26 protein-coding genes and 1 pseudogene are annotated in these 23,710 nt (G+C 68.0%); 14 read left to right on the forward strand and 13 right to left on the reverse strand.

Annotation, left to right across the window (positions count from 1 at the left end; translation table 11 throughout):
* The first annotated feature begins 23 nt into the window (after window positions 1-23).
* A complete protein-coding gene (locus HZ989_RS08940; RefSeq protein ID WP_209320509.1) occupies window positions 24-1,880 on the forward strand; it encodes an ABC transporter ATP-binding protein/permease in 1,857 nt (618 codons plus the stop codon).
* On the opposite strand, the gene HZ989_RS08945 is transcribed toward HZ989_RS08940, so the two are convergent.
* The 3 genes from HZ989_RS08945 to HZ989_RS08955 form a co-directional block, all read right to left on the reverse strand.
* Complete coding sequence (locus HZ989_RS08945; RefSeq protein WP_209320510.1) at window positions 1,877-2,824, reverse strand: acetyl-CoA carboxylase carboxyltransferase subunit alpha; 948 nt, start codon at window positions 2,822-2,824, stop codon at window positions 1,877-1,879. The genes HZ989_RS08940 and HZ989_RS08945 overlap by 4 nt on opposite strands.
* A 133-nt stretch (window positions 2,825-2,957) precedes the next feature.
* Window positions 2,958-3,182 (reverse strand): DUF1902 domain-containing protein, encoded by a 225-nt coding sequence (locus tag HZ989_RS08950; RefSeq protein ID WP_209320511.1) that lies wholly within the window; start codon window positions 3,180-3,182, stop codon window positions 2,958-2,960.
* 18 nt (window positions 3,183-3,200) lie between these two features.
* Entirely contained in the window at window positions 3,201-4,103 is a 903-nt protein-coding gene (locus HZ989_RS08955; protein ID WP_209323084.1) for a tyrosine recombinase, read from the reverse strand.
* A gap of 101 nt (window positions 4,104-4,204) precedes the next feature.
* Between HZ989_RS08955 and HZ989_RS08960 the strand changes: the two genes are divergently transcribed.
* Genes HZ989_RS08960 through HZ989_RS08970 form a run of 3 tightly spaced genes read left to right on the forward strand, consistent with a single transcriptional unit; the run spans window position 4,205 to window position 6,458 of the window.
* Window positions 4,205-4,771 carry a shikimate kinase gene (locus HZ989_RS08960; protein ID WP_209320512.1) on the forward strand — a complete coding sequence of 189 codons (567 nt, stop codon included), beginning with the start codon at window positions 4,205-4,207 and terminating at the stop codon, window positions 4,769-4,771.
* Window positions 4,768-5,874, forward strand: a complete 1,107-nt coding sequence (aroB, locus tag HZ989_RS08965; protein ID WP_209320513.1) for a 3-dehydroquinate synthase — start codon at window positions 4,768-4,770, stop codon at window positions 5,872-5,874. Before HZ989_RS08960 ends, aroB begins: the two co-directional genes overlap by 4 nt.
* Window positions 5,871-6,458, forward strand: coding sequence for a GNAT family N-acetyltransferase (locus HZ989_RS08970; RefSeq protein WP_209320514.1), 588 nt, complete (start codon window positions 5,871-5,873; stop codon window positions 6,456-6,458). Before aroB ends, HZ989_RS08970 begins: the two co-directional genes overlap by 4 nt.
* On the opposite strand, the gene HZ989_RS08975 is transcribed toward HZ989_RS08970, so the two are convergent.
* Together HZ989_RS08975 and tadA are read right to left on the reverse strand one after the other, a co-directional pair.
* On the reverse strand, window positions 6,455-6,859 hold the full coding sequence (locus tag HZ989_RS08975) for an MliC family protein (RefSeq protein WP_209320515.1): 405 nt from the start codon (window positions 6,857-6,859) through the stop codon (window positions 6,455-6,457). The genes HZ989_RS08970 and HZ989_RS08975 overlap by 4 nt on opposite strands.
* Window positions 6,860-6,903: 44 nt before the next feature.
* On the reverse strand, window positions 6,904-7,356 hold the full coding sequence (gene tadA, locus HZ989_RS08980) for a tRNA adenosine(34) deaminase TadA (protein ID WP_209320516.1): 453 nt from the start codon (window positions 7,354-7,356) through the stop codon (window positions 6,904-6,906).
* Between the two features lie 12 nt (window positions 7,357-7,368).
* On the opposite strand from tadA, the gene HZ989_RS08985 reads away from it, so the two are divergent.
* From HZ989_RS08985 to HZ989_RS08995, 3 genes are read left to right on the forward strand one after another with little or no spacing between them, the layout of a single operon-like run.
* Window positions 7,369-8,838, forward strand: a complete 1,470-nt coding sequence (locus tag HZ989_RS08985) for a pseudouridine synthase (protein WP_209320517.1) — start codon at window positions 7,369-7,371, stop codon at window positions 8,836-8,838.
* 3 nt (window positions 8,839-8,841) lie between these two features.
* Entirely contained in the window at window positions 8,842-9,432 is a 591-nt protein-coding gene (rsmD, locus tag HZ989_RS08990; RefSeq protein ID WP_209320518.1) for a 16S rRNA (guanine(966)-N(2))-methyltransferase RsmD, read from the forward strand.
* A gap of 18 nt (window positions 9,433-9,450) precedes the next feature.
* Window positions 9,451-10,245: a MerR family transcriptional regulator gene (locus HZ989_RS08995; protein WP_209320519.1), complete on the forward strand. Its 795-nt coding sequence runs from the start codon at window positions 9,451-9,453 to the stop codon at window positions 10,243-10,245.
* Here the strand turns inward: HZ989_RS08995 and HZ989_RS09000 are convergent.
* The 3 genes and pseudogenes from HZ989_RS09000 to HZ989_RS09010 form a co-directional block, all read right to left on the reverse strand.
* Window positions 10,218-10,684, reverse strand: a pseudogene (locus tag HZ989_RS09000) (low molecular weight protein-tyrosine-phosphatase). The gene HZ989_RS08995 and the pseudogene HZ989_RS09000 sit on opposite strands and share 28 nt — an antisense overlap.
* A 36-nt stretch (window positions 10,685-10,720) precedes the next feature.
* A complete protein-coding gene (gene mutL / locus HZ989_RS09005) occupies window positions 10,721-12,574 on the reverse strand; it encodes a DNA mismatch repair endonuclease MutL (protein ID WP_209320520.1) in 1,854 nt (617 codons plus the stop codon).
* A gap of 89 nt (window positions 12,575-12,663) precedes the next feature.
* A complete protein-coding gene (locus HZ989_RS09010) occupies window positions 12,664-13,050 on the reverse strand; it encodes a hypothetical protein (protein WP_209320521.1) in 387 nt (128 codons plus the stop codon).
* 241 nt (window positions 13,051-13,291) lie between these two features.
* On the opposite strand from HZ989_RS09010, the gene HZ989_RS09015 reads away from it, so the two are divergent.
* Window positions 13,292-14,518, forward strand: coding sequence for a DUF418 domain-containing protein (locus tag HZ989_RS09015; protein WP_209320522.1), 1,227 nt, complete (start codon window positions 13,292-13,294; stop codon window positions 14,516-14,518).
* A gap of 27 nt (window positions 14,519-14,545) precedes the next feature.
* On the opposite strand, the gene HZ989_RS09020 is transcribed toward HZ989_RS09015, so the two are convergent.
* Together HZ989_RS09020 and HZ989_RS09025 are read right to left on the reverse strand one after the other, a co-directional pair.
* Window positions 14,546-15,703: a GNAT family N-acetyltransferase gene (locus HZ989_RS09020; RefSeq protein WP_209320523.1), complete on the reverse strand. Its 1,158-nt coding sequence runs from the start codon at window positions 15,701-15,703 to the stop codon at window positions 14,546-14,548.
* Window positions 15,700-16,158 (reverse strand): RidA family protein, encoded by a 459-nt coding sequence (locus HZ989_RS09025; RefSeq protein WP_209320524.1) that lies wholly within the window; start codon window positions 16,156-16,158, stop codon window positions 15,700-15,702. Before HZ989_RS09025 ends, HZ989_RS09020 begins: the two co-directional genes overlap by 4 nt.
* A 113-nt stretch (window positions 16,159-16,271) precedes the next feature.
* Between HZ989_RS09025 and HZ989_RS09030 the strand changes: the two genes are divergently transcribed.
* Window positions 16,272-17,198 (forward strand): hypothetical protein, encoded by a 927-nt coding sequence (locus tag HZ989_RS09030; protein WP_209320525.1) that lies wholly within the window; start codon window positions 16,272-16,274, stop codon window positions 17,196-17,198.
* Here the strand turns inward: HZ989_RS09030 and HZ989_RS09035 are convergent.
* Window positions 17,195-17,935, reverse strand: a complete 741-nt coding sequence (locus HZ989_RS09035) for a polysaccharide deacetylase family protein (RefSeq protein WP_209320526.1) — start codon at window positions 17,933-17,935, stop codon at window positions 17,195-17,197. The genes HZ989_RS09030 and HZ989_RS09035 overlap by 4 nt on opposite strands.
* 23 nt (window positions 17,936-17,958) lie before the next feature.
* The gene (locus HZ989_RS09040) at window positions 17,959-19,218 is read right to left on the reverse strand and encodes a DNA polymerase IV (RefSeq protein WP_209320527.1); all 1,260 of its coding nucleotides are present in this window, start codon (window positions 19,216-19,218) and stop codon (window positions 17,959-17,961) included.
* A gap of 118 nt (window positions 19,219-19,336) precedes the next feature.
* Here HZ989_RS09040 and HZ989_RS09045 point away from each other — a divergent pair, with 118 nt between their 5' ends.
* From HZ989_RS09045 to HZ989_RS09055, 3 genes are all read left to right on the forward strand, one after another.
* On the forward strand, window positions 19,337-19,720 hold the full coding sequence (locus HZ989_RS09045) for a response regulator (protein ID WP_209323085.1): 384 nt from the start codon (window positions 19,337-19,339) through the stop codon (window positions 19,718-19,720).
* A 6-nt stretch (window positions 19,721-19,726) separates the two neighbouring features.
* Window positions 19,727-21,091, forward strand: coding sequence for a PleD family two-component system response regulator (locus HZ989_RS09050; RefSeq protein WP_209320528.1), 1,365 nt, complete (start codon window positions 19,727-19,729; stop codon window positions 21,089-21,091).
* Window positions 21,092-21,675: 584 nt separating this feature from the next.
* Window positions 21,676-22,095, forward strand: a complete 420-nt coding sequence (locus HZ989_RS09055) for a hypothetical protein (protein WP_209320529.1) — start codon at window positions 21,676-21,678, stop codon at window positions 22,093-22,095.
* A 95-nt stretch (window positions 22,096-22,190) separates the two neighbouring features.
* On the opposite strand, the gene rpmG is transcribed toward HZ989_RS09055, so the two are convergent.
* Window positions 22,191-22,358 carry a 50S ribosomal protein L33 gene (gene rpmG, locus HZ989_RS09060; protein WP_013269202.1) on the reverse strand — a complete coding sequence of 56 codons (168 nt, stop codon included), beginning with the start codon at window positions 22,356-22,358 and terminating at the stop codon, window positions 22,191-22,193.
* A gap of 363 nt (window positions 22,359-22,721) precedes the next feature.
* On the opposite strand from rpmG, the gene rpsL reads away from it, so the two are divergent.
* Entirely contained in the window at window positions 22,722-23,096 is a 375-nt protein-coding gene (rpsL, locus tag HZ989_RS09065; RefSeq protein WP_013269204.1) for a 30S ribosomal protein S12, read from the forward strand.
* Window positions 23,097-23,167: 71 nt separating this feature from the next.
* Complete coding sequence (gene rpsG, locus HZ989_RS09070) at window positions 23,168-23,641, forward strand: 30S ribosomal protein S7 (RefSeq protein ID WP_209320530.1); 474 nt, start codon at window positions 23,168-23,170, stop codon at window positions 23,639-23,641.
* Window positions 23,642-23,710: the final 69 nt, after the last annotated feature.

The following is a 23,710-nucleotide window of genomic DNA, read 5'->3' on the forward strand; positions in this document are numbered from 1 at the left end:
GATCGGGACAACGGGGCGGCTCGATGGAAGCCAAGGCGCAATTGTCGGGGGTCGCGCATGACGCGGCCGACGGACCCCGGACGATCCCGGCGCTGATCGACCTGGCCCGGCTGGTCGGGCGATCGGGTGCGCCGCAACTGCACCTTCGGCTGGTGGCTTCGATCGCACTGATCATCGTCAGCAAGGCGCTGGGTGTGGTCGCGCCGCTGGTGCTCGGGGCTGCCGTCAACCATCTGGCCAGGGATCAACCGGCGGGCGTCTCGGTCGGTCTGGGCTTCGCAGGCTTCGCTGTGGGCTGGGCGATCGTGCGCTTCTTTTCCTCGACGGCCCCACAGCTCTCTGACGTCGTGTTCGCCCCTGTGCGTCAGGCGGCCCAAAGGCGCGCTGCGACCGAGACCTTCGCCCATGCGCTGAACCTGTCGCTGGATTTCCACCAGACCAAGCGATCCGGCGCCCTGTCCCGGACGGTGGACCGCGGTTCGCGCTCGGTCGACTTCCTGTTGCGTATCCTGACCTTCAACCTGGCTCCGACGGTTCTGGAGCTGGCCCTCGCCGCTGCGGTGCTGGGGGGCAAGTACGACTGGCGGTTCGCGGGCGTCGCGGTGGTCGTGGTGGTTCTCTACACCGGTCTGACCTTCGCCATATCCAACTGGCGGATCGAGCATCGACGCACGATGAACACCGCCGACACCGAGGCGGCCGGTCAGGTCGTCGACGCCCTGCTGAACTACGAGACCGTCAAGTCGTTCGGGGCCGAGGGCCGCGCCGCCGAGGGCTATGACCGGGCGCTGGGGGTCTATAACGCCGCGGCACTCAAGGCGAACAGCTCGCTGGCGCTTCTGAATGCCGTCCAGGCCCTGATCATGAATGTGGGTCTGGGGGTCATGGCCGTGATGGCGGGCTTCGAGGCGGCGGCCGGGCGGATGGGGCCGGGTGACGTAACGGCCGCCGTGCTCATCATGATCTCGCTTTATTCGCCGCTGAACATCCTGGGCTTCGCCTATCGCGAAATCCGCCAGTCCTTCATCGACATGGAGGAGATGCTGAAGGTCACACGTCAATCGCCGCAGGTCGCCGATGCGCCGGGAGCTATCGACCTGGTGCGTCCCCAGGATCAGCGCGGGGGATCTCTGGCGTTCGAGGACGTATCGTTCCGCCATGACACGCGGGCCAACGGCCTGGAAGATGTGTCGTTTCAGGTGGCACCGGGCACGACGACCGCCCTGGTGGGCCCCTCCGGCGCGGGAAAGTCCACCATCGTCAAACTGGCGCTGCGCCTGCTGGACCCCCAGACCGGCTGCGTGGCCATCGACGGCTCGGACATGCGCGACGTGACCCAGGCGTCGCTGCGCCGGGCGGTGGCCCTGGTGCCGCAGGACGTGGCGCTGTTCAACGACTCCCTGCGCGTCAACATCGCCTTCGCCCGGCCGGACGCGGACGAAGCGGCGATCGAGGCGGCTGCGGAGGCGGCGGAGCTGTCCGACTTCATACGCAGCCTGCCGGAGGGCATGGAGACCCGCGTCGGAGAGCGCGGCCTGAAGCTGTCCGGGGGCGAGCGTCAGCGCGTCGGCATCGCCCGCGCCCTGCTGGCCGACCCGTGCATCCTGATCCTGGACGAGGCGACCAGCGCACTGGACAGTCGCACCGAGGCCGCGATCCAGAAGACCCTGCGGAAGGCCAAGGCGGGTCGCACCACCCTGGTCGTGGCCCACCGCCTGTCCACCATCGCCGATGCGGATCAGATCCTGGTGCTCAAGGCCGGCCGTATCGTCGAGCGCGGGGCACACCATGATTTGGTGGCCCGGGTCGGAGGCGAATATGCGGCGCTGTGGAAAAAACAGACGCGCGGGGCAAGAACCGCCGCGGACGTGGGAAACTAGGCGCGCCCGATGGCGTAGAAGCGGTCCGAACGCTGCTTGCGCAGCGCGGCCGGTGTCAGGCGCAGAAGGGCCTGAAGCTCTTCCCACACGGCATCGCCGACGGATTTCATCGCTGCCTGCGGGTCGGCATGGGCACCGCCGACCGGCTCTGGCACCACCCGGTCCACGATCTTCATGGCCATCAGGTCCGGCCCGGTGATCTTCATGGCGTTTGCCGCATCCCGTGCCCGTGCCCCGTCGCGCCACAGGATGCCGGCGGCCCCCTCGGGCGAGATCACCGAATAGATCGAGTGCTCCAGCATCAGCACCCGGTTGGCGGCGGCCAGCGCGATGGCACCGCCCGAGCCGCCTTCGCCGGTGACTGTGGCGATCATCGGCGTGGTCAGGATCAGGCCGCGTTCGGTCGAGCGGGCGATGGCCTCGGCCTGGCCGCGTTCCTCGGCCCCCAGGCCCGGATAGGCACCGGCCGTATCGACGAAGGTCAGGACCGGCAGGCCGAAGCGATCCGCCATGTCCATCAGGCGCACGGCCTTGCGATAGCCCTCGGGCCGCGCCATCCCGAAATTGTGGGTCAGGCGGGTGGCGGTGTCGTGGCCCTTCTCGTGGCCCATGACGACGACGGCCTGTCCCCGGAAGCGGGCGAGGCCGCCCAGGATGGCCTGATCGTCGCCGAACTGGCGGTCGCCGCGCAGTTCGACATAGTCGGTGAACAGCGCATCCAGATAATCGACTAAATGCGGGCGTTGCGGATGGCGCGCGACCTGGGTTTTCTTCCAGGGGTCGAGCTCGGCATAGGTCTTCCGGCGAAGCTGCTCGGCCTTCTTCTTCAGGCCCTCGATCTCGGTCTCGAAAGAGCCGGAGGTCGCGGCAAGCAGCCCGAGCTCCTCGATCTTGGCCTCCAGATCGGCGATCGGCTCTTCAAAATCGAGATAGTGAGTGGCCATGAGGCGTCCGGGAGGGGCGGGCAAACAGGCCCTGTCGCAAGGCGGCGGAACCTAGAGAGGTCAACGCCGGGGGGCAAGCGGGGTTCAGAAAGCTTTGGAAAGGCCAGCCTGATTGAGAACGCCGTTGGCCGTGTCATGCCGCGATGACGTCGAAACCGCCCAAGGCCTCAAATCGAACTGGCACCTGGCCGTGGATGCCGAGGTTCTCCGCGAGAAGCTCCGGGGCAAAGTGGCGTGCCAGATACTCGAACTCCGCAAGGGTCGCGGTTTCGAGCACCAGCCCCTGGATGTTGGACTCGCTGGTCCAGACAGCCGCCTCGGCATCCCAGATCGCCTTGACGTAGAAGGACTGGCTCATGGGCCTGAATATGCGCTCTTAGTCGTCTCTCGCCAAGGGATGGTGACGGTTGACCACCTGCGTCAGGCGATCGGTGGCGACGTGGGTGTAGATCTGGGTCGTGGCGATGTCGGCGTGGCCGAGCAGGGTCTGGACGACGCGCAGGTCTGCGCCCCCTTCCAGCAGATGGGTGGCAAAGGCATGGCGCAGGACGTGGGGGCTGACGCGGGCGCGTTCGATCCCGGCGTCGATCGCGGCCTGGTCCAGCATCTGGGCGAAGCGACGGGGCGTCAGGTGGCCGGACGCCGCGCCGGACGGGAACAGCCAGGGGCTGTCGGGGCCCTTTTCCGGTCGCCGGGCGTCGCGGATGACCAGCCAGGCCTTCACGGCCTCCCGCGCCGAGGCATTCAGGGGGGCCAGCCGTTCCTTGCCGCCCTTGCCGCGCACGATCAGATAGGCGGGATCGCGACGGACGGCCTCGACGCGCAGGGACAGCAGTTCCGATACCCGCAGGCCGGAGGCATAGGCCAGTTCGACCAGGGCGATCATGCGCACACCGGCCCCCCCTTCACGACCCGCAGCGGCCGTCAGCAGGCCAACCACTTCCTCGCGGGTCAGGGTCCGGGGCAGGGGGCGGCCCTGTTTCGGCGCATCGAGGCGGCGGGACGGGTCGTCGGTACGCCAACCCTCGCCCAGGGCGAATCGATAGAACTGGCGCACGGCCGATCGGCGTCGTGCGGCGGTGGCGGCCGAAAGGCCTCGCGTCGACAGTCCGGAGAACCAGGCTTCGATCGCGCCCTCATCGGCACCGAGCAGCCCGACCTTGCCCAATGCCATCTCCACATCGGCCAGATCGCGGGCATAGGCGGACAGGGTGTGGGGCGAGGCGTCGCGCTCGACCGCCATCATCTCCAGAAAGGCCTCGACCTGGGGCGTCGTCATCGTTCGCAGATCGGCGTGTTCCGGTGGCACACCGGGCGGCTTGGTGTAGAGATCGACCCGATCATGCCTGTCCAAGCCTCTCTGCCCAACGCGACCGTCCGGTGAGCCGAGACACGTCCCGTCCATCGATTCCCGCACCGACCCGCATCATAGCGCTGGTCGGGCTGATGGGCGTGGGAAAATCGACCGTGGGTCGTCGCCTGGCCAACCGCCTTGGCCTGCCGTTCGTCGACGGGGACGACGCGATCGAGGCCGCGGCCCGGATGACGGTGTCCGAAATCTTCGCCCAGCTGGGCGAGGCCGAGTTTCGGGCGGGCGAGGCCCGGGTGATGCGACGCCTGCTGGAAGGACCGCCGATCGTCCTGGCGACCGGCGGCGGCGCGGTGCTGAACCCCGACACCAGGGCCCTGATGAAGGCGAAGGCGACGTCCGTCTGGATGCGGGCCGACATCAAGGTCGTGGCCGCGCGCGTCCAGCGGCGCGACACGCGGCCCCTGCTGCGCGGCAAGGATCCGCTCGCCGCCCTGACCGCGATGGCCGAGGTGCGCGATCCGGTCTATGCGACCGCCGACGTGACTGTGGAGGTCGGCGCGGGAGCCCACGCCCAGGCCGTGGAGGCGATCCTTGAGGCCCTGGAGGCCTACTGGGCGGGGGAGGGCGTGCGATGACGACCGTGGTGCCTGTCGGGGGCGGGCGTTTCACGCCCTATGATGTCGTCGTCGGGCGGGGTCTTTTGCGCGAGGCCGGGTCCCGCATCGCGCCCTTCGCCAGGGGCCGCACCGTGATCGTCAGCGACGAAACGGTCGCCGCCCTGCACGGTCCTGCTCTCAAATCATCGCTTGAAGAGGCTGGTATAAAAACGGAATTTGTTTCCGTTCCAGCGGGTGAGGCATCCAAATCCTTCGGCGAGCTGGAACGGCTGATGGACCGGCTGCTGGCGACGGGGCTGGACCGCAAGGATGTGATCGTGGCGCTGGGAGGGGGCGTGGTCGGTGACCTCGCCGGGCTGGCGGCGGCGCTCTACATGCGCGGGATCGACTTCATCCAGGTGCCGACGACCCTGCTGGCCCAGGTCGATTCCTCGGTCGGCGGAAAGACGGCGATCGACACGGCACGCGGCAAGAACCTGGTCGGGGCCTTTCACCAGCCGCGTCTGGTGCTGGCCGACATCGATGTGCTGGGCACACTGCCTGACGTGCAGTTGCGCTCGGGTTGGGCCGAGGTGCTGAAGCATGGGCTGATCTGCGACGCGGCCTTCTTCGACTGGCTGACCGGCGATGGCGCGGCCGGGGCCCGGGGCGACCCCGAGGCCCTGACCCGGGCCGTCATCCGCTCGGTCGAGATCAAGTCGGCCATCGTCGGCGAGGACGAAAAGGAAGCCGGTCGCCGCGCCCTGCTGAACCTGGGCCACACCTTCGGCCACGCGATCGAGGCGGAGCTCGGGTTCGAGGCGGCAGCGCTCGCGCATGGCGAGGCGGTGGCGCTGGGGTGCTGCATGGCCTTCCGGTTTTCGGCCGGGCAGGGACTGTGCGATCCTGCGGACGCCGCACGGGTCGAACAGGTTGTCGCAGCGGCCGGTCTGCCGACGCGGCTGACCCAGGCCGGGACGTTCTCCAGCGAGGCCTTGCTGGCGCGGATGGCGGGCGACAAGAAGGCCGAGGGCGGCGCGGTCACCCTGATCCTTGCGTCCGGGATCGGCCAGGCCTTGACCCGCCAGTTCACCGATGCGCGCCCGATTCTGGACTTCCTTGGACAGGAGGGCGCGACTTGAAGATCGAGGCTGTTGTCCTCGAAAACGCCTGGGTCCGGCTCGAGCCCTGGGTGCTGCCGCTGAAGGACGATCTGCGGGCGGCGTTGGACATCGAGCCCGAGGTCTGGGCCATGATGGCCGGAACCGGTCAGGGCGAGCATTTCGAGGATTGGTGGCAGGCGGCCCTGACCCGGACGGCTGCCGGGACCCAGGTGGCCTATGCCGTCCGTCGCCTGTCCGATGGAGCGCTGGTCGGGACGACGAGCCTGTATGACATCCGGCCCGAACACCGGCGCTGCGAACTGGGCGCGACCTTCTATCGACCGGATGCCAGGGGCGGTGTCGTCAATCCGTCCTGCAAGCGACTGCTTCTGGCGCACGCCTTCGAAGCGGGGGCCCTGCGCGTCGAGATCCTGACCGACGCGCTCAATGCCCGCAGCCGGGCCGCCATCGAAAAGCTTGGCGCGCGCTTCGAGGGCGTGCTCGGCAACTACAAGATCACCTGGACCGGCCGCAGTCGCGACACGGCCCTCTATGCCGTCCTGGCCCGCGATTGGCCCGAGGTCCGAGCGCGGCTGGATGCCCGTTTGAACGCATTCGCCTAATCGATCGCCCGGCACCGGGTGTCGGCGCGGCCGTCGGCGGTCCAGGTGGCCAGGATGCCCTTGCCGCGCAGCTCGGTCCGGCCCGCCCGGTACCAGATGCCGTCGGCAGTCCGCTCCTGAAACAGGTCGGCGGCCTCGCCGTGCGAGTTCCGGACCGTCGCCATGGCGCGGGGATTGTCGAAATCGACCGTCAGGCGCTCGCCGTTGTCGCAGAGATAGACGGTGCGGATCACGCGGTTCAGGGCGCGGTCCTGAATCTCGGCGCCCGTCCGACGCTGCGCCGTCTGGGCGTCGATGGCCCGCTGCTGAACCGCGTCGGCGCTTTCGGGAGCCGACCGCGCCTGACCGCACCCGCCGAGCAGAGCCAGACCCAGCAGGGCGACGGGGGCGACGATCTTCATGGCAACTCCGGCAACGCTGGCGGTCAGGCCTGGCTGTAACGGGCTCAGCCGGTTCGCGTTCCGGTGCGCCGGGCCCGGAAGAAGGCGCGCAAGGCTTCACCGCACGATTCTGCCAGGACCCCGCCCTCGACGGCGGGGCGCGAATGCAAGGTGGGCTGGTCGAAAAGACGGGGTCCATGGACGACCGCGCCACCCTTCGGATCGTCGGCCCCCCAGACCAGCCGGCCGATTCGGGCATGGCTGATGGCCCCCGCGCACATGGCACAAGGCTCCAGGGTGACATAGAGGGTCAGGCCGGACAGACGATAATTGCCCAGAGCCGAGGCCGCCGCGCGGATCGCCTGAATCTCGGCGTGGGCGGTCGGATCATGTCCTGATATCGGGGCGTTCGCGCCGGTCGCGACGACCTCGCCGGTCGCTTCGTCGACGATCACGGCCCCGACGGGAACCTCGCCTGCGTCCGCCGCCGCTTGCGCAAGGTCCAGTGCCATGCGCATGAACCGCTCATCATGGCCCGCCATACCGACGACAACGACAAGAAGCCCCGCCCCAGTCAAGCCCCGAGGGCGCACAAGCCCGGGGATCGCCCGAAAGGCGGCTCCGCGCGCCCCGGCTCGGCCTCCGCTGCCCTGTTCCAGTCCAGCGCCAGGACGCCCGAAGGCGGCCGCGGCTCCGGCAGCGGCCGCGCCTATCCGGCCGACAAGGGGGCGCGGCCGGAACCCCGGGCCAAGGGGCCTCGCCCGGGCGGAAAGCCGGGCGGCAAGCCCGGCAAGGACGCCGCGCCCGCCGAACCGAAGCGCAGCGAACGGATCGCCAAGGCCATGGCGCGGGCCGGTATCGCGTCACGCCGCGAGGTCGAGCGGCTGATCGGTCTGGGCAAGGTGGCGGTCAATGGCCGTATCCTCGACACGCCCGCGACCCTGGTCACCCGCGACGACGTCATCACCGTGGACGGCAAGCCGATCGCGGCGGCCCAGGCGACCCGCGTCTGGCGCTACCACAAGCCGGTCGGTCTGCTGACCTCGCACAATGATCCGGCCGGACGGCCGACCGTGTTCGATGCCCTGCCCAGCGGTCTGCCGCGCGTGATTTCGGTTGGGCGACTGGACATCAATACCGAAGGTCTGCTGCTGCTGACCAACGACGGCGAGCTGAGCCGGGCGCTGGAGCTGCCCGAGACGGCCCTGGTGCGCCAGTACCGGGCCCGCGCACGGGGACGGGTGACCCAGGGCGAGCTGGACAGGCTGAAGGACGGCGTGACCGTCGACGGCGTCCGCTACGGCCCGGTTGAGGCGACCATCGACAAGGCGACGACCAAGGAGGACGGCAGTCAGGCCGCCAACCTGTGGATCAGCGTCCAGATCGCCGAGGGCAAGAACCGCGAGGTCAGGAAGGTGCTGGAATCGGTCGGTCTGACCGTCAACCGGCTGATCCGCCTCGCCTATGGACCCTTCCAGCTGGGCACCCTTGCGACCGGCTCGGTCGAGGAGGTCGGTCCCCGCGTGATCCGCGAACTGCTGGGCGAACACATCCGCCCCGACAACCTGCCCCAGGGCCATACGGTCGAGACGCCCGCGCCGATCCCCGGCCGCCGCACCGGCGCGCCGAAGGTCACGGGTACTTCGGGCTCGGCCATGTCGGATCCGTCGAGGAAGCCCAGCCGCGTCCGCGCCGCCGCGACCGCCCAGGTCGAGGGAGCCGAGCGGGCCAATCGTCCGCCCAGGAAAGCCGGCTGGGCCAAGGCCGCACCGCCGAACCCGCGCGGACCCTCGACCAAAAAGCCCTGGAAGCCCCGCGAGGACGGCGCGGCGGCCGGCGAACGCCCGGCGCGGATGTTCAAGCCGCGCGAGGACAAGATCATCGGGCCCAAGTCCGCGACCTGGGCGCGGGATGGCGACAAGACGGGGCCCAAGCGCGGCTCCGGCCCGGCCAAACCCCGCAGCCCGTCCGGGCCGCGCGGACCCCGTTCGGGCGGTTAACCGTTGCGGATCGTCGCCGGAAAGCTGAAGGGTCGCGCTATTGTGGCTCCGGAAGGGCAGAGGACGCGCCCGACCTCCGACCGCGCGCGTCAGGCGATCTTCAATGTGCTGGAGCATGCCGCCTGGGCCGAGCCCCTGGCCGGCGCGCGGGTCATGGATCTGTTCGCGGGCTCGGGGGCCCTGGGGTTCGAGGCCATGAGCCGGGGGGCCGCCTTCTGTCTGTTCGTGGAGACGGACGAGGCGGCGCGCGGCGCGATCCGCGAGAACGCGGACACTTTCGGGGTCATGGGCGCGACGCGCGTGCATCGACGCAGCGCGATCGATCTGGGCGCGCGGCCGGGATCGGACGGCGAAGCCTTCGACCTCGCCTTCCTCGACCCGCCCTATGGCAAGGGCCCGTCTTCACCGAATCCGGGCGAGCAGTCCCTGCAACGGTTGCTGGAGGGCCATTGGCTGAAGCCCGGGGCCCTCGTCGTGTTCGAGCGCGGGTCGGACGAGCCGGAGATCGAGACGCCCGGTTACGAGCGGCTGGATGCACGGGACTATGGGGCGGCGCGGGTGCTGTTTTTGCGGCTTGACCCTGACGTGGCGTGAGACCCCATAGGGGTGTCCATGCGGAACGACGCGCGCCACGCCCTCCACACCGTCAGCCAGCTGGCCAGGCTGTCCGGGACCTCGGTCCGGACGCTGCACCACTATGACGCCATCGGAGTGCTGAAGCCCGCGACGGTCGGCGAGAATGGATACCGCTACTACGGGCGAACGGAGCTGCTGCGTCTGCAGCAGATCCTGATCCATCGGGAGTTCGGGGTGCCGCTCAGCGACATTCCGGCCCTGCTGGAGGCCGGGGACTCCGACCGGCTGACGGCCCTGCGACAGCAGCGGGCGCGGCTGGAGCAGGAAGCGGACCGCTATCGCCGTCTGGCCCGGACGATCGACCGCACGATCGCCGAACTGGAAGGACGAGAGACTGTGATGGACAAGCAGCTATACGAGGGCTTCAGCCCGGAAAAGCAGGCCGGATACGAGGCCTGGATCATCGAACGATACGGCCAACCGGCTCAGGACCGCATCGAGGCGGGCAAGGCGGCGATGGCAGCCCTGTCGCAGGCAGAGCGCGACAGCTGGCTGGCCGAGGTCGCCGGAATGGAGGCCGATTTCGCGCGCGCGATGGGTGAGGGGGCGGCATCCGATGACCCGGCCCTGGATCCGTTGCTGCAACGGCATCACGCCTGGGTCGCGAAGACCTGGAAGATGGGGCCGACGGCAGAGGCCTATGCGGGGCTGGGCCGGATGTATGTTGAGAATCCGGACTTCCACGCGCGCTACGAGGGCATCCGACCGGGGCTGGCGGAATGGATGGCAGAGGCGATGGCGGCCTATGGCCGACGGGCCCTGAGCGCCTGAGCCAGGCCGACCGCTGCGGCCGTGACCTCCTCCCAGGTGACGTCGAAGCCGTCGTCGTCGCCGAACCAGGGATCGGTCACGGCCTGGCCTTCCCGACCCGGCACATGGTCCAGCGCGAGGCTGAGCTCTGCAACCGCGTCGGCGGGGGCCAGCCGGCGCAGGTTGGCGAGGATGTCGAGGTCCAGCGCGACGATATGGGTGAACCGTCGGAAATCGGTGGGCTTCACCTGCCGACCCCGGTAACCGGAGATGTCGATGCCGTGGCGGGCGGCAACCGCGCGGGCGCGGGGGTCGGGCGGATCGCCGATGTGCCAGTCACCGGTGCCGGCCGAGTCCACGACCAGGTCGAGCCCAGCCGTTCGGCCTCGGCGCGCAGGGCAGCTTCCGCCAGCGGCGAGCGACAGATGTTGCCGAGACAGACGAACAGGACGGAGGGCATCGCTTCCAGTAGCGCAGCGACAGCCCGACAGGAACGTCACCGCCGCCCGAACAGCTTCTCCAGATCGGCCAGCTTGAGCTCCACATAGGTCGGCCGCCCGTGGTTGCACTGGCCGCTGTGCGGGGTGGCCTCCATCTGTCTCAGCAGGGCGTTCATCTCCGGCGCGGACAGGACGCGACCGGCGCGGACGGAGCCGTGGCAGGCCATGGTGCCGCAGACCTCGCCGAGGCGCTCGGACAGGGCCAGGGCCGCGCCGTGTTCGGCCAGGTCGTCGGCGATGTCGCGGATCAGGCCCCGGACGTCGGTGTCGCCGAGGAAGGCGGGCGTCTCGCGCACCAGCACGGCCCCGCCGCCGAACGGCTCGACGATCAGGCCCAGTTGCGCCAGTTCGTCGGCGCGGGCGACGACGCGGTCGGCCTCGGCGGGGTCCAGCTCGACGACTTCGGGGGTCAAGAGGGCCTGACGGGTGACGGAGCCTTGCGCCATCTGGGTCTTCATCCGCTCATAGACGAGGCGTTCATGGGCGGCATGCTGGTCGACCACGACGATGCCGTCGCGCGTCTGGGCGACGATATAGGTGCCGTGGACCTGGGCGCGGGCGGCCCCCAGGGGCTGGTCGATGGGGTCGGGGGCTGAGTTAGTGGCGAGTGGCGAGTGGTGAGTGGCGAGGCCGCTGGCGGCGGTGTCCCAGTGGGGCTCGAAGCGGGCGGAGCGTTCGGAGAGGCCGGGGATCTCCTGGGCCGCGGCGGCCGGCCGGTCCCAGCCGGTCCAGCCACTGAAGCCCTGGGCGGAGGGTGAGGTCGGGCTGAACGCCGCCCCGGTGTGGGCCGTGAACCCCGCCAGCACACTGTCCGCCACCGTGGTCGAGGCGCGGTGTCCGGCAGCATGCAGGGCGTGGCGCAGCGCCCCGACGATCAGGCCGCGCACCAGGGCGGGGTCGCGAAAGCGGACCTCGGCCTTGGCCGGGTGGACATTGACGTCGACGAACAGGGGATCGATCTCGAGAAACAGCACGGCCGCCGGATGCCGGTCGCGGGCGAGGAAGTCGGCATAGGCCCCGCGCAGGGCCCCCTGCAGCAGCCGGTCGCGGACCGGGCGGCCGTTGACGAACAGATACTGGTGCCCGCCATTGCCCCGGCTGTAGGTCGGCAGGCCCGCGTATCCGGACAGCCGGATGCCCTCGCGCGACTGGTCGATCAGCAGGGCATTGGCCTCGAAATCCCGGCCCAGCAGGGCGGCGAGCCGTTTCAGGCGGCCCTCGTCGCCGGGGTGTTCGGCGGGCAGGCGCAGGGTGGTGCGGCCGTCGAGATCGAGGGTGAAGGCCACCCCTTCATGCGCCATGGCCTGGCGCTTGATCTCCTCCGAGATGGCCATGGCCTCGGACCGTTCGGACTTCATGAACTTGAGCCGGGCCGGGGTGGCATAGAACAGGTCCCGGACCTCGACGCGGGCCCCGTGCGGGCCGGGGAAGGCGGCGGGGGCGACGGCGCGCGTATCGCCGCCCTCGACCGTGATCTGATGGGCCTCGCCGCCCGGGCTCCGGCTGGTGATGGTCAGCCGGGCCACCGAACCGATGGAGGGCAGGGCCTCCCCCCGGAAGCCAAGCGTGGAGATACGCAACAGGTCCACGTCGCCCGCGTCGTCGGGCTCCAGCTTGGAGGTCGCGTGGCGCTCGACGGCCAGGGCCAGCTGGTCCGGGGCCATGCCGTGGCCGTCGTCGGCGATCAGGATGCGCGACAGGCCGCCGCCGTCGGCCTGGACCTCGATCCGGGTTGCCCCGGCGTCGAGCGCGTTCTCGACCAGCTCCTTGATGGCGCTGGCCGGGCGTTCGACCACCTCGCCGGCGGCGATGCGGTTGACGGTCTCGGGCGGGAGGCGGCGGATGGGCATGGGATTCGCAAGTATGGCGCGATCCGGCCCCGGCAAGAAGGCGATGTTGTGCGGGTTCGAACGGGAAAGACCGGCGCTGGCCGCCCGACCTATGTGATCGGGGTGATGGTCATGGTCAGGAGGTCGCCCGATTCGTCGCCCACACGGACTGCGGCCATTTCGCCGCGCAGGAAGGTGAGGCGGGGAGACGCCATGTGCTGCTCGCCGCGCGACAGATTGGCCTCGAGCTGAAGCTGGGTCGCCCCGCCGTCGCTCTGGTCGGCGAACAGATTGGCCTCGAAATCATAGGTGACGCCGCCGGCGCTGGCCGAAGCACTGGCGGGCATGTCCTCGACGATCTGGGTGCGGGTCGACACCACCTCGACGCCGTTCTGGACCACGGAAAGTTCCAGCTGGTAGCGTGGGGTCGTCGGCTCCTGGGCAAGGGCGGAGGTGGCGGTCAGCAGGGCGGCGGCGATGAGTACGACGCGGATCATTGGCGGCTCCTTGTGCGGGAGCAGGGTCCGGAGATTCCTGTCAACGCAAGGTTAACGTCCGCACAGGCCTCAGCCAACCTCCGTCCGGGCTTCCTCAGCCGCGACCCAGGCCGCCTCTGCCGGGGTCCAGATCACGGGCGCGATGGCAGGGTTTGGCGCTTGGCGTGCTGATCCGGTCAGGCGTATCTGCCCTCTGGACCCCGGCCTGCGCCGGGGTGCACGGGGGTGGGGGAGATTGAAGATGAAACCCGGCACCCAACTGACCGACCTGCGAGGACAAACGTTGCCCGGGGATGGACCGGTTGCTCACGGCGCGAGGATCCATGGCCTCGACACGGTGCGTGGTCTGGCGCTCTTCGGCGTTCTGATCATCAATCTCGACAGCGAGTTCCGGGTGACGCTGTTCGAGCAGTTTCAGCCTGCTGCGCTCGCGGCCGCATCATCGTCGTTCGATCGCCTTGTCTCGATGCTGTTCGGCCTCCTGATCGAGTTCAAGGCGTTCGCCGTATTCTCCCTGTTGTTCGGCATCGGCCTTGCGATGCAGTTCGACCGTCTGCGCGAGAGCAGCCGAAGCCGTGTTCTGGTCCGGCGCCTGCTCGTCCTTTTGATGTTCGGCGTTATTCACCTGACCCTGGTCTGGAATGGCGACATTCTGACCGAGTATGCCATCGCAGGACTTGTCGTCATTCCGCTTCTGGGTCGCTCCCGCTTGACCCTCGGCGTGGCGGCCGCGGGCGCGATGCTGCTCTATCTCGCAGTGCCATGGATACCCTTGCCGTTCAGCTTTCCCTCTGCGGACTGGATAGACGCTCATGTGAGCACGGCCCGCGCCGTCTACGGCGGCGGCTCGTTCCTTGAGGTCTTGCGGTTCCGCATCGAGGAGTTGCCACAGATCGCGAAACTGCATGCCTATGTGTTTCCGAGGACCGTCGCCCTGATGCTTCTGGGCGCGCTCATCTGGCGATCCGGCGTCTTGAAGCCCGGCCATGGCGCAAGGTCACCGATCCTGAGCGCGGGTGCCGTTCTGGTCGTCCTCGGGGCAGTTGCATCGATCACCGCGATCCCGGGCGTGGCACCCGGATGGATCGGGTCCGTTTTGGCGGGCGCTGCGCCTGTACTGCTGGCGGTGAGCTATGCCGCGCTCATATGGGTCATCTCGTCCAGTCGCCTCGGATGGCTCGTGGACTGGGCGGCTCCGGCAGGGCAGATGGCCTTCACGAACTACATCCTGCAATCGGTCGTCCTTGGACTGCTGTTCTATGGTTATGGCGCGGGACTGATGGGACGACTGGGGGTGTCCGCGGGGCTCGGCGTTTCCATTCTCCTTTTTCTTCTGCAGGTTATCGCCAGTTCCTTCTGGCTCAGGTCCTACCGGTATGGACCCTTCGAATGGGCATGGCGGTCGCTGACATACGGGTCGGTCCAGTCCTGGAAACGACCGGATCCGCGCATCGCCAATGGGATGTGAGGGAGGCCGGTCAGGCCTGCTGTCTCCTCACGAGGCCCGATACGGCGACAGTTCTTCCGTCATCGCCGCGATCTCCGCCGCCACGCCCGCCCGTTCCTGCTCCAGATAGCGCGCCACCGGGGTCCTGAGCGCCGGGTCGGCGATCCAGTGGGCGGAATAGACGGGGGAGGGCAGGTAGCCGCGGGCGATCTTGTGCTCGCCCTGGGCCCCCGCCTCGACGCGGGACAGGCCGCGCGCGATGGCGAACTCGATGGCCTGGTAGTAGCAGAGCTCGAAATGGAGGAAGGGCACCTCCTCCAGCGCGCCCCACTGACGGCCATACAGGGCGTCGCGGCCGATGAAGTTCAGGGCCCCGGCGATGGGCGTGTCGTTGCGGAAGGCCATGACCAGGGCGATCCGGTCGGCCATCGTCTCCCCGATCCTCTCGAAGAAGGCGCGGGTCAGATAGGGGCGACCCCATTTCCGGGCCCCCGTGTCCTGATAGAAGTCGAAGAAGGCGTCCCAGTGGGCCTCCAGAATGTCCGGACCGGTCAGGACGCGGATGTCGAGATCGGACTGGGCGTCGCGGCGTTCGCGCCGGATGGTCTTCCTCCGGTTGGACGACAGGGCGGCCAGGAAGTCGTCGAAGGTCCGGTAGCCGTCGTTCCTCCAGATGAACTGCATGTCCTGGCGACGCAGCATTCCGGCCTCGCCCATGGCCGACCATTCGGGTTCGGTCGGGAAGTTGACGTGCAGAGATGATACGCCCAGCCGCTGCGTCAGGGTCAGGGCCCCCTCGATCAGGGCGGCGCGGACCGTGGCCTCGTCCGTCCCGGGCGCGTGCAGGAACCGGGGTCCGGTCGCGGGGGTGAAGGGGACGGCCCCTAAAAGCTTGGGATAGTACTGACCGCCCGCCCGTTGATAGGCGTCGGCCCAGGAATGGTCGAAGACGTATTCGCCCTGGCTGTGGCCCTTCAGATAGAGGGGCATGCACCCGAGGACCGCCTCGTCCGGCCCCATCAGGGTCAGATGGCGCGGACCCCAGCCCTGACGCGCGACCGCGCTGCCCGAGACCTCGCAGGCGTGCAGGAAGTCGAAGCTGACGAACGGATCGCCGGTCGGGCCGGCACAGCCATCCCACGCCTCGCGCCCGATGGCGGCGATGGTGTCGTGGACCTGGAGGGTGAACTCGGGCTGAGGGGTCACCGCACCTCGACGACGGCGTCCACCTCGACGGCGAAGCCGAGGGGCAGCTGATAGACGCCGACGGCCGAGCGGGCGTGGCGACCGGCGTCGCCGAACACCTCGACCATCAGGTCCGAACACCCGTTGATGACGGCGGGAATGGCGGTGAAGCCCGGGCCGGCCTGAACGAAGCCGCCCAGCTTGACGATACGGACGACGCGATCCAGGTCGCCGTCCAGCGCGGCGTTCAGCTGGGCCAGCAGGTTGATGCCGCACAGGCGGGCACCGGCATGGGCCTGTTCCGGGGTGACGTCCTCGCCGACCGTGCCCTTCAGGCCGCCCGACGCATCGTTCGACAGCTGGCCCGAGATGTGAACCAAATTGCCGGTGCGCACGAAGGGCACATAGTTGGCCACGGCCGCAGCGGGCTGGGGCAGGGCGATGCCGAGTTCGGCCAGGCGGGCAGTGATGGACATGTCGGGCTCCAGAGAGGGGTCGGCGGGGGTTTAGCGCGGGTCGCGCACGGCGTCTCCTCCCCATGCGTCGCATGGGGATGAGACATTAACCGGCGTGTGGCATCGTCCATGCCATGGACACGCTTTCTCCTGGCCAGGTCGCGGCATTCAACGCCGTCCGGGCCCGCCTGACCGCCGAAGAGCGGACGCGGGTCGATATCGCCTCGGTCGAGGCCGTGGAACCGGCAGCGACCGCCGCGCGGCACTGGAATTTCGATCTGCCGGCCCACGCCGCCGATCAGGCTCTCGGTCCCGATGCGACCGACGCCATACGCCGCGCGCTCGTCGCCACCTGGGCGCTGGAGTTGCCCGGTCGGGCGAAACAGGCGGCCCTGCCGGGCGAGGTGATGGAGCTCTATCCCTACTGGCTCGACAGGATGGCCGAGTTCCTGACGTCGGCGGGCGACAGCGACGCGCGCTATGACGCCGACCACTGGGCCAAGGATGTGCGCCTGGCGCTCGTCCTGAGTGTTCCCGGCAGCCTGACGCAGAACATCGATCTGTCGTCCCCGCTGGGACCGGGTCAGGTGGTCCGGAACGGACTTCACGGTCACGGATGGGCAGCCTTGATTCGCTATGTGCAGGCCCGCGGCTGGGACCGGACCTGGCTCGAAACCCACACCGAAGGCCGCCAACTGATCGATTTCAACGAGGCCGGCTGGGACCGCACCTGGGCCACGGGCGCAGCCATCTGCAAGACACGGCCCGAGCTGGCCGGGATGTTCGGATCGAGCTGGTTCTTCGATCCCCCGCTGGAAACCATCAGCCCCCGCCTGGCCTATCTGCGGCTGAACCCCCTGAAGGGCGGGGCCTTCATCATCCACCAGGGACCGGCCCCGATCCATTCCGAACGGGCCAGCGCGTCCTCGCCGACGCGCAAGGCCCTGATCGAGAGCGGGGACTATACGCCGAGTTCCTGGCTGGTCGCCTGGCCCCGCAGCACCCTGATCCCGTGGGCCGGGCAGCGGAAGGTCGCGCTGGAGATGGCGAAGGCCGCCTAGCCCTCCATCCGTGCCCAGGCCGCGCCGATCGGCATGATCTCCAGCCCCGCTGCCCTCGCCAGCCGGATCACCCGGTCCAGATCTTCGGGCGTGCAGCCGTAGGGCGTCGGCCGGTCCATCACGTCGTGGCCACTTGCGATCAGCCAGCCCTTCCGCTCGGCCGTTCTTTCCATCAGGGCTTCGAGATCATAGCCGGGCAGGCGGCGGCTCTCCAGACCGATGGCCTTCAGGTTTGTACGGTCGGCCGTGCCGGCGTTGACCCCGTCACCGACGCCCCGACCCAGGTCGAAGCGGCCCGCGACGACGGCCTTCGTGGCCCTCGCCACATCGCCGAACGGCCAGGCGAAGGCGGTCATGCGGTGGCCGTCGAGGCGCTCGGCGACCCAGGTCGCATTGCGACCCAGGTCGACGGCATAGTCCGCGGCCGACATCCGCAACGCATTGGCGTGGCTGAAAGTATGGCACCCCACCTCATGACCCGCCTCGAACAGGGCCTGGAGATGCGCCGTGGTGAACTGCGGCCGGTCCAGGTTCGACCCGCTCTCCAGTCCCCCACAGACGAAATAGGTCGCCTTGATCCCGTGTCCGGCCAGAATCGGCCCGGCCTCGGTCCAGGCAGTGGCGGGTATGTCGTCGAACGACAGGCTGAAGGTGCCGCGCCCGGTCCGGATCGGCGCTGGGCGAACATCCAGATAGCGCCCGGCGCGGCGACGCATCTTGTCGAGGAGGACAGACATGGGCGCAGTCTGCCCGAACCGCCTTAAGGACGCTTCAACGCACGGCCCGCCACCACGGCTCCGGCACCGAACTTCTCGCGCAGGGCATCGATCGTGGTCTCGGTTTTCAGGGTTCGCGCCTCGCCGGTATCGAACAGGGCGGGGGGCATGTCTTCGGCGTCCTGGATGTCGGCCAGGCCGATGCCGATCAGGCGATAGGGGCGGCCCAGTTCGGGCTTCAGCAGGTCGCGCCCGATGGCGAACAGGGCGCGCGCCGTCTGGACCGGCTCGGGCATGGTGGTGCGGCGGGTGACGATCCGGAAGTCGGTGCGTCGCAGTTTCAACACCACGATGCGGCTGGCGACGCCGTCACGACGGGCCTTGGCGGCGATCTTCTCGCACAGGGGCCACAGCTCGGCTTCCAGCTCTTCCTGCGTCGTCAGGTCGGTGTTGAAGGTGTTCTCCGCGCTCATGCCGCGCCGGTCATGCTCCGGGTTCACGGCGCGCGCGTCGCGGGCGTGGGCCAGGTCGTGCAGCCGCAGGCCCGTCTCGCCATAGCGTTTGACCAGATCGCGGACGTCAGCCGAGGCCAGGTCGCCGACCGTGGCGAAGCCGTCGCTGATCAGGGTCTTGCCGAAAACGGGGCCCACGCCGGGCAGGATGCGGACGGATTTCGGCGCCAGCAGCGCCTCGGCATTCGCCGTCCCGATGACCGAGAACCCTCGCGGCTTGTCCAGCTCGGACGCGACCTTGGCCAGGAAGCGGTTGGGTGCCAGTCCGATCGAGACCGACAGGCCGGTCTCCTCCTCGATCCGCTTCTGCAGGCGGATCAGCTGGAGCGCCGGCGGACCGCCGTTCAGCCGCTCGGTGCCCGACAGGTCGATCCAGGCCTCGTCCAGCGACAGCGTCTGCACCAGCGGCGTCAGTTCGCCCACCATGCCGAAGATGCGTTCCGATTCAGGGACATATTTCGAAAAGTTCGGCTTGATGACGACCGCGTCGGGACAGGCCTTCAGCGCCTTGAACATCGGCATGGCCGAGTGCACGCCATAGATCCGTGCGATGTAGCAGCAGGTCGAGACCACGCCCCGCACGCCACCCCCCACGATCACCGGGCGGTCGCGCAATTCGGGCCGGTCGCGCTTCTCCACCGACGCATAGAAGGCGTCGCAGTCCAGATGGGCAATCGACAGGCTGGAAAGCTCGGGGTCGCCGACGACGCGCGGTGAACCGCAGGCCGGGCAGCGCGCGACCGCGTCCGCTCCGGCCCACAGGCATTCTCGACAGATTGTGGTTATGGCCACGCCCGGGATTCCGACTTCACCCCAACTTAAGACTGCCCGGGGCACAATCCCAATCGAAGAGGGCGAAATGCCTCAATGCGCAGATCGCGCGTCAAACGAGGCCGCAGACCGGGTGATGATGTCCAAGAAAGTCCTCATCGTCGAGGATAACGAGCTGAACATGAAGCTTTTTCATGATCTGCTCGACTCCCAGGGCTATCAGACGTTTCAGACCCGCGAGGGACTGCAGGCGATGGCCCTGGCGCGTCAGCACATGCCCGACCTCATCCTGATGGACATCCAGCTGCCGGAAATCAGCGGCCTGGAAGTCACCAAATGGCTGAAGGACGACGAGGAACTGGCCCACATCCCGATTATCGCCGTCACCGCATTCGCCATGAAGGGCGATGAGGAACGCATCCGTCAGGGCGGCTGCGAGGCCTATATCTCCAAGCCGATCTCGGTGATGCCGTTCCTGGAGACGGTACGCAAACACATCAGCACCCCGGTCCTGGCAGGGTAGGGGCCGATGACCGCGCGTATCCTGGTGGTCGACGATCTGGAGGCGAATGTTCGCCTGCTCGAGGCCAAGCTGACGCTGGAATACTACGACGTCCTGACCTGCTGCGACGGGGCGACGGCTATCAGGCTGGCGGCGTCCGAGAAACCGGACATCATTCTCCTGGACGTCATGATGCCCGGCATGGACGGGTTCGAGACCTGTCGCCGGATCAAACTGGACCCCGTCACCAACCATATCCCGATCGTGCTGGTGACGGCGCTGGACGGCCGCGAGGAACGGATCAAGGGGCTGGAGGCGGGGGCCGACGACTTCGTCTCCAAACCCCTGGACGACGTCGTCCTGTTCGCGCGTGTCCGGTCGCTGACGCGACTGAAGCTGGTCATGGACGAGCTTCGGGAGCGCGAGGAAAGCGGCAGGCGACTGGGCGTCACCACCGACGGTGCCGGGCGTCTGCGCGGCTCGGGCGGTCGCGTCCTGATTGTCGACGACAATGCGCGTCAGGCGGCCAGGATCGCCGAGGAACTGATCCGCGAGCACCGTCCGGTGATCGAGACGGACGCCGCAACGGGTCTGATCTCTTCCAGGACCCCCATCGATCTGATGATCGTCAATGTGGCGGCGGCAGAGTTCGACGGCCTGCGCCTGATCGCCCAGGTGCGCTCGGCCGAGACGACGCGGCACCTGCCGATCCTTGCGGTGGTGGATCCGGCCGACCGGCCCCGACTGGTCAAGGCGCTTGAGCTGGGTGTCAACGACATCCTGATGAAGCCTGTCGATCCGGAAGAGCTATCGGCCCGGGCGCGAACCCAGGTCCGGCGCAAGCGCTATACGGACTTCCTGCGCGAGAAGCTCGACTACAGCCTCGAGATGGCTGTCACCGATGCGCTGACCGGTCTGCACAACCGCCGCTACATGGCCGGGCAGTTGCAGGCCTTCGTCAGTCGCGCCGTGCTGGGTGGCGAGCCCGTCTCCGTCCTGCTCCTGGACATCGACCACTTCAAGAAGGTCAACGACGGCTTCGGACACGATGCCGGCGATGAGGTTCTGCGCGAGTTCGCCGTGCGTCTGGCCACCAACGTCCGCGCGGTAGACCTGCCGTGTCGTCTTGGCGGCGAGGAGTTCGTGGTGGTTATGCCGGGCACCTCGATCGAGGACGCGCACCGCATCGCTGAACGCATCCGCCGCGATGTGGGCGCGACGCCGTTCCGCGTGATGGGCGGTCGCGAGCACCTGTCCGTGACCATCTCTATCGGCGTCGCCGCGTCCGCTGGTGCCAACGACACCCCCGACGCCCTCCTGAAACGCGCCGACGAGGGCGTCTACGAGGCCAAGGCCAGCGGGCGCGACCGGGTCATCGCGCGCGCGGCCTGAAGCCCTTCCTCCCGACACGCGGGGCCAGGGGCTCCACACCCGATCGTCCACTTGAAGGTTGGCCGCAGATCATGATTCCGATGCGCTCTGGTCCCGTCTGACGGATCAGGCCAGGCGCGGACAAGCCACGTCCGATTCTGACGCAGGCTCATGCGATGCTCCCCGCATGGCCAGGCGCCATCAGATCAATCCCGAGGTCCTCGCCGACATCGTCCCTCCGGCGATAGAGTCCAGAAGGGACGCGCTGCGGCTGGTCGGGGACGGGGAGAGGAACCTGAACGATTTGAAAGCCGTATCCGAAACTATCGACACGGCCCCCCAGGATCTGGACTCCTTGCACCCGGTTTTTTCGGAGTGCAACTCCCACGAATCCTGTCCCGCTGACGCGACGACGGGCACCTGCGGACCGCCGGAGGGCGCGGAGCGAGACGGATGAGTGGCCGCCTTTGACGCCATAAACAGGCGTTGACGTCGATCCAGCGGCCTGCGGTCGTCCCTGACAGGTTTCGATGGTTGTGCCGGTCCGGCCTCGGATGCTCTATTGAACGTCCCGGTGTCTCGACGCCAAGCTGGGAGCCCGCATCATGAAGTCCGCCGCGACTGCGCTGTTCATTTTTGTGGCGGGAGCCTCCGCGCTGACCGCATGTCGACAGACGGATGAGGGCCCTGCGCCGGCTGCATCGGCGGAGGCTGGGGCCACGACAGAAGCTGAGGCATCTGCGTCGCGGGAAAGCCAGGAAATGAAGGACATGCAGCTGCAGGAGCAGGCGGCCCAGAGAGCGCGCGCCCCAGCCGATCCCGTGACCGGCGTGATCGAGCGCGCCGAGCTCTGTATCCATTTCGGTGGCGAGGAACCCTTCGACGACGCGCGCCGGGCCCAGATCGATCAGGCTTTCGAAGACAACAGATGCGATACGGTCGTGGCCGACGGTGACGCGCTGAAAGCCCAACGCCCGCAGGATGCAGCCAGAATCGAGACGGCGATCGCGGACCTGCGGCTTTAGGCCCAAAGAAAAACGCCCGGTCATGACTGACCGGGCTCTGAAATCTCATTCCGGACTAGAGCAGCGCGACCGCGCGTCAGCCCAACGGGAATGCCTTACTTGATCTTGCCTTCCTTGAACTCGACGTGCTTGCGCACGACGGGGTCGTACTTGTTGACCACCATCTTTTCCGTCATCGTGCGGGCGTTCTTCTTGGTGACGTAGAAGAAGCCGGTGTCGGCGGTCGAGTTCAGACGGATCTTGATTGAGGCGGGCTTGGCCATCGGAAATTACCTTTGCGACGGCGGAAGAGCCGTGAAAATAAGAGGCGCGGAACATACTCAGCGCGCCCGGCAAGTCAACGCCGTTTCTGAACATCTTGACCACACCCCTTGACCCCCGTGGCCCGCCCGCGTAAACGCGCCGGACTTTCGAGGCGGGGCCTGCCCCATCCTGATCGTGACAATTGAACGGACGGGCTGTGCCCGCCGGAACGCCCGAAGCGCGCGTTCCGGTTTTTTCGTTTGGGTCACCGATCCGGTCTCGAACGATCCCGGGCGCCTCCGTCGGAGACGTTCAAAAGAAGGAAACCGAGGCGCCCCGGCCGACAGGCACACGCCTCCATCAGAAGTCGAGACTGTCTTTATATGCCTACGATCAACCAGCTGATCCGCAAGCCCCGCAAGCCCAAGCCCGTGCGCAACAAGGTGCCGGCCCTGGAAGGCTCGCCCCAGCGCCGCGGCGTCTGCACCCGCGTCTATACGACGACCCCCAAGAAGCCGAACTCGGCGCTGCGCAAGGTCGCCAAGGTCCGTCTGGCCAAGTCCGGCTACGAAGCCGTGTGCTACATCCCCGGCGAGGGCCACAATCTGCAGGAGCACTCGGTGGTCCTGATCCGCGGCGGCCGCGTGAAGGACTTGCCCGGCGTCCGCTACCACATCCTGCGCGGCGTGCTCGATACCCAGGGCGTCAAGGACCGCAAGCAGCGCCGTTCGCACTACGGCACCAAGCGTCCGAAGTGATCTTGAGAGCGTAGCGAAAAAGATCATCCCGGCGCAGGCCGGGATCCAGAAATCAAAGAAGAGATCAACTCATGTCACGTCGTCACCGCGCCCAGAAACGCGAAGTCCTGCCGGATCCCAAATACAAGGATCTGATCGTCACCAAGTTCATGAATTACGTCATGTACGAGGGCAAGAAGGCCGTCGCCGAGAACATCGTCTATGGCGCCTTCGATATCCTGGCCGAGAAGAAGAAGGACTTCGAGCCGGTCCAGACCTTCCACACCGCCCTGGAAAACGTCCAGCCGTCGGTCGAGGTTCGCTCGCGTCGCGTCGGCGGGGCCACCTATCAGGTCCCGGTCGAGGTTCGCCCCGACCGTCGCCGCGCCCTGGCCATCCGCTGGCTGGTCAATGCCGCGCGCAAGCGTGGCGAGAACACCATGACCGAGAAGCTGGCCGCCGAACTGCTGGACGCGTCCAACAACCGCGGCACCGCGGTCAAGAAGCGCGAAGACACCCACAAGATGGCCGAGGCCAACCGCGCCTTCAGCCACTACCGCTGGTAGCCGCCTTCAAAGCGTCAAACAGCGACACTATCTAGGCCTATCCGGCGCGGGCGGTTTCCGCTAAATCGC

The sequence above is a fragment of the Brevundimonas sp. AJA228-03 genome (assembly GCF_017795885.1).
Lineage (GTDB): Bacteria > Pseudomonadota > Alphaproteobacteria > Caulobacterales > Caulobacteraceae > Brevundimonas.

What these genes read in the sequence shown, in the direction of transcription:
- HZ989_RS09030 (WP_209320525.1), top strand. Translation starts at nt 16,272, where the DNA reads ATGGACACGCTTTCTCCTGGCCAGGTCGCGGCATTCAACGCCGTCCGG.
- mutL (WP_209320520.1), bottom strand. Translation starts at nt 12,574, where the DNA reads ATGCCCATCCGCCGCCTCCCGCCCGAGACCGTCAACCGCATCGCCGCC.
- HZ989_RS08995 (WP_209320519.1), top strand. Translation starts at nt 9,451, where the DNA reads ATGCGGAACGACGCGCGCCACGCCCTCCACACCGTCAGCCAGCTGGCC.
- aroB (WP_209320513.1), top strand. Translation starts at nt 4,768, where the DNA reads ATGACGACCGTGGTGCCTGTCGGGGGCGGGCGTTTCACGCCCTATGAT.
- HZ989_RS08985 (WP_209320517.1), top strand. Translation starts at nt 7,369, where the DNA reads ATGGCCCGCCATACCGACGACAACGACAAGAAGCCCCGCCCCAGTCAA.
- HZ989_RS09035 (WP_209320526.1), bottom strand. Translation starts at nt 17,935, where the DNA reads ATGTCTGTCCTCCTCGACAAGATGCGTCGCCGCGCCGGGCGCTATCTG.
- HZ989_RS09045 (WP_209323085.1), top strand. Translation starts at nt 19,337, where the DNA reads ATGTCCAAGAAAGTCCTCATCGTCGAGGATAACGAGCTGAACATGAAG.
- rpsL (WP_013269204.1), top strand. Translation starts at nt 22,722, where the DNA reads ATGCCTACGATCAACCAGCTGATCCGCAAGCCCCGCAAGCCCAAGCCC.
- HZ989_RS08940 (WP_209320509.1), top strand. Translation starts at nt 24, where the DNA reads ATGGAAGCCAAGGCGCAATTGTCGGGGGTCGCGCATGACGCGGCCGAC.
- rpmG (WP_013269202.1), bottom strand. Translation starts at nt 22,358, where the DNA reads ATGGCCAAGCCCGCCTCAATCAAGATCCGTCTGAACTCGACCGCCGAC.
- tadA (WP_209320516.1), bottom strand. Translation starts at nt 7,356, where the DNA reads ATGCGCATGGCACTGGACCTTGCGCAAGCGGCGGCGGACGCAGGCGAG.
- HZ989_RS09015 (WP_209320522.1), top strand. Translation starts at nt 13,292, where the DNA reads ATGAAACCCGGCACCCAACTGACCGACCTGCGAGGACAAACGTTGCCC.
- HZ989_RS09025 (WP_209320524.1), bottom strand. Translation starts at nt 16,158, where the DNA reads ATGTCCATCACTGCCCGCCTGGCCGAACTCGGCATCGCCCTGCCCCAG.
- HZ989_RS08945 (WP_209320510.1), bottom strand. Translation starts at nt 2,824, where the DNA reads ATGGCCACTCACTATCTCGATTTTGAAGAGCCGATCGCCGATCTGGAG.
- HZ989_RS08950 (WP_209320511.1), bottom strand. Translation starts at nt 3,182, where the DNA reads ATGAGCCAGTCCTTCTACGTCAAGGCGATCTGGGATGCCGAGGCGGCT.
- HZ989_RS09055 (WP_209320529.1), top strand. Translation starts at nt 21,676, where the DNA reads ATGAAGTCCGCCGCGACTGCGCTGTTCATTTTTGTGGCGGGAGCCTCC.
- HZ989_RS09010 (WP_209320521.1), bottom strand. Translation starts at nt 13,050, where the DNA reads ATGATCCGCGTCGTACTCATCGCCGCCGCCCTGCTGACCGCCACCTCC.
- rpsG (WP_209320530.1), top strand. Translation starts at nt 23,168, where the DNA reads ATGTCACGTCGTCACCGCGCCCAGAAACGCGAAGTCCTGCCGGATCCC.
- HZ989_RS08955 (WP_209323084.1), bottom strand. Translation starts at nt 4,103, where the DNA reads ATGACGACGCCCCAGGTCGAGGCCTTTCTGGAGATGATGGCGGTCGAG.
- HZ989_RS08975 (WP_209320515.1), bottom strand. Translation starts at nt 6,859, where the DNA reads ATGAAGATCGTCGCCCCCGTCGCCCTGCTGGGTCTGGCTCTGCTCGGC.
- HZ989_RS09050 (WP_209320528.1), top strand. Translation starts at nt 19,727, where the DNA reads ATGACCGCGCGTATCCTGGTGGTCGACGATCTGGAGGCGAATGTTCGC.